Source organism: Streptomyces sp. NPDC059909 (assembly GCF_042730885.1).
Taxonomy (GTDB): domain Bacteria; phylum Actinomycetota; class Actinomycetes; order Streptomycetales; family Streptomycetaceae; genus Streptomyces.
This window is the reverse complement of the sequence record NZ_JBHWKX010000185.1, coordinates 1-2,726: the sequence shown is the minus strand read 5'-3', so window position 1 is coordinate 2,726 and position 2,726 is coordinate 1. Positions and strand designations below refer to the sequence as shown.

The window sequence follows — 2,726 nt, the reverse complement described above, 5'->3', positions numbered from 1 at the left end:
CCTGCGCAAGCACTCCCGAGACGCCACCCGACCACTGACCACCCTCGGCATCACGTGATCAAACCGGACAGATCCCCTGAACGACGCCGCCCTGCCTCAAGAACCTTCTCGAGGTCGCGCTGCGCTCGCTCCCTGACCGTCAGCTCTGCATCATCGGTGCCCACTGCAATGGCGATTCCCCCGACGAGCGCAACAGTCGCCAGAATGGCGCCGATTGCCCATCTTCCCTGTCTCCCCATGCGCGCGCGAGAGTAACAGCCGCCCTCCCACGCCACACGCCCCGCAGTCTCCAACTTCCTTCGTTTAGCGGTGTCCCAGGCGCGCACTCGTCACCTTCCACGAAGTGGCCGGACGCCAGCTCGCGGCCATGAGCAATCAGGACCTGCAGCGCCTCGAGCCGCTCCTGGTCGCCATCTCCATCAACCCGAAGATCGGCGATCCGCTGCCGAACAGCCCACTGCTGCGCGACTACCGCGAGGGCTCTGCTCGGGTTGTGTACTACGCGACCACGCTCGGGATGGTCATCGTCGTGGCGTACGCCGAAGCCGGAGTCGCTGCCAGGAGCGCCAGCAGTTTGCGCCCTTCCAGGCTGCCGCCTTTCGGCACCGTACAGGCCAGTCGGACCTTGGTCCGGAACACCTGCGGGGCGTTCTGGACCAAGGTCGCGTTACTGCTCTCAGATCTGGAAGCGCGTCTTGATCGGATAGTGGTCCGACTGCCCCGCGTCAGCGGTCACGTCGCATGCCGAGATGATCGCGGAGGATGGACCGAACAAGTAGTCGATCTTGATGCTTCGGCCGTCCAACGGCTTCGTGACCTGACCGTCGCGCGGCCGAGTGCTCGACTCCCCCTCGTCGCATTCCTTGTCCGCCGCGTAGGCGGACGTCATTACGTCCTTGGGAGTGTCCGGCGAGGCGGAGTCCGGCGGGACAGAGTTGAAATCGCCGCCGTAGACGGTCCGATAGCCGGCCGGAGTGTACGAATGGACGATCTCCTGCAGCTTCGCGCCTTGTTCCCTGCGCTTCAACCCCTCCGGGTCCTCCTTTGCCCCGCCGGAGCTGAAGTGGGCCGCGCAGAACTGCAGGGCCTCGTTCGGGAGAACAGCGCACATGGCGGTCCGCTGTTCCATACGCTCCCACTTGCCGTCGATGGTCTGGTTCTGCGGCGAGGGCAGGTCGTACGACGTGTACCAGACGTTGGAGTCCGGCACCGCGAGGGCGATGCCGTAGGCGCCCCGGTCCTTCCAGCCCGATGCCTCCGACCCGGCGTTGTGGCAGGTCTTGGCAGCCTTCACGGATGAACCGTCGACGGTGTACTTGATGGGGGCGAAGCGTACGTCCCATCCGGTATCCGTCTTGGTCTCCAGCGCCTTCTCAATTTCCTTGGCGTGCGACTCGCAGAGCTCCTGGAGAAAGACGGCACGGTACTGCTTCGCCTCCGCTTCGGAGCCCAACCGGGCAGCGATCTGGCTCCCCAGGTCCGCGCCTTCTACCCGGAAGTTCAGGCACTTATCGTTGCTATTGGCGCAGACATTCCACGACATCACATGGAAGTCGGCCGCTGGTGCGGGGGAAGCGGGACTGGGGCGTCCCCCTTCGTCGCTCGCGTTCTCCTCGCCGAGGAAGACGAGCTCGAACTTCTCCCAGGACCCCACCGAGCCCGCCCGTGCCCGAAGCAGCCCGCTGTCGGTTCCGGCGTCCTGCACCTCGGCGGTCACGTACTTGTAGCCGTCGTTCGTCCAGGCCTTCAGGGCGTACGTACCGTCCGTCTGCTTCTCAAGGTGGAGCTTCTCCCACTCGCCGACGGTCGTGCCCCGGGCCCGGAGCATATTCTCGTGGCTGCCGGTGTCGTTCCGCTCAGTCGTGACGTAGTTCCCGTTTGCTTCCGAACGCAGGGTGACGGTCCACCCCTTGTCGTCGGTGTGCAGCGTGAACTTCTCCCAGGACCCCAGCCCTTCGGGAGAGGACGCCGACTTGCGCGCACGCAGCATGCCCTCCGTGTCACCGCTGTTTATGACTTCCGCCGACACGTAAAGGCCGCCAGCGCCCACGGACTTGAGCGCGTACTTATCGCTGGCCGTGACGGGCACCGGCCGTGCTTCCGCCTGTGCCTGCACGGCCGACATGGCGATCACCGCAAACAGAGCGGTACACAGCACCGCCAAGCGGCTCACTATCTGTCTCATGCACCCCCACCTAAGTACTGTGAACAGTCAAAACATGCACCATACGCACCGCCCCGGCCGCGAGCAAGATCGCGAAGGGCCGCAGGGTCCACGGACAGCATCCGTGGACCCTGCGCGCTCACCACCCACGACAACCCATGACACGAGGACACGGATCGGATCACCCCGGTCGACTTCACATGGGCTGGCTGACCAGCAGGCTTTAGCCTCGCGCTTTCACGAAGACGGAGTGGGCCGCCGACGCATCACCCGCCGTACTCACCGCTCTCGGCGGCCCGGGTCGCGAACCGTCCGGTCCCACCGCTCCGGCCGAGGCCACGGTGCGCCGGGTCCTGCAGCGCGTGGACGGCGATGCCCTCGACACGGCAATCGGCACCTGGCTCGCTGCCCGCGACCCCGGCCGCCCGCGACCCGGTCAGGACCGAGCCCGGCAACCCCGTCACTCGCTGGCCGTGGACGGCAAGACCGTGCGCGGCGCCCGTCGCGCCGACGGCACCCAGGTCCACCTGCTCGCCGCGATGACCGGCACCGGACTGGTCAC

At 66.3% G+C, this 2,726-nt stretch carries 3 protein-coding genes; all 3 read right to left on the bottom strand.

The genetic code is table 11. The features are described from left to right. Positions 1 to 498 precede the first annotated feature (498 nt). Entirely contained in the window at positions 499 to 660 is a 162-nt protein-coding gene (locus tag ACFV9O_RS40010; RefSeq protein ID WP_385427938.1) for a hypothetical protein, read from the bottom strand. Positions 661 to 676: 16 nt separating this feature from the next. Then, positions 677 to 2,173: a hypothetical protein gene (locus ACFV9O_RS40005; protein WP_385427935.1), complete on the bottom strand. Its 1,497-nt coding sequence runs from the start codon at positions 2,171 to 2,173 to the stop codon at positions 677 to 679. Between the two features lie 257 nt (positions 2,174 to 2,430). Then, the coding region (locus tag ACFV9O_RS40000; protein ID WP_385427932.1) for a hypothetical protein at positions 2,431 to 2,726 on the bottom strand (296 nt) is incomplete at its 5' end.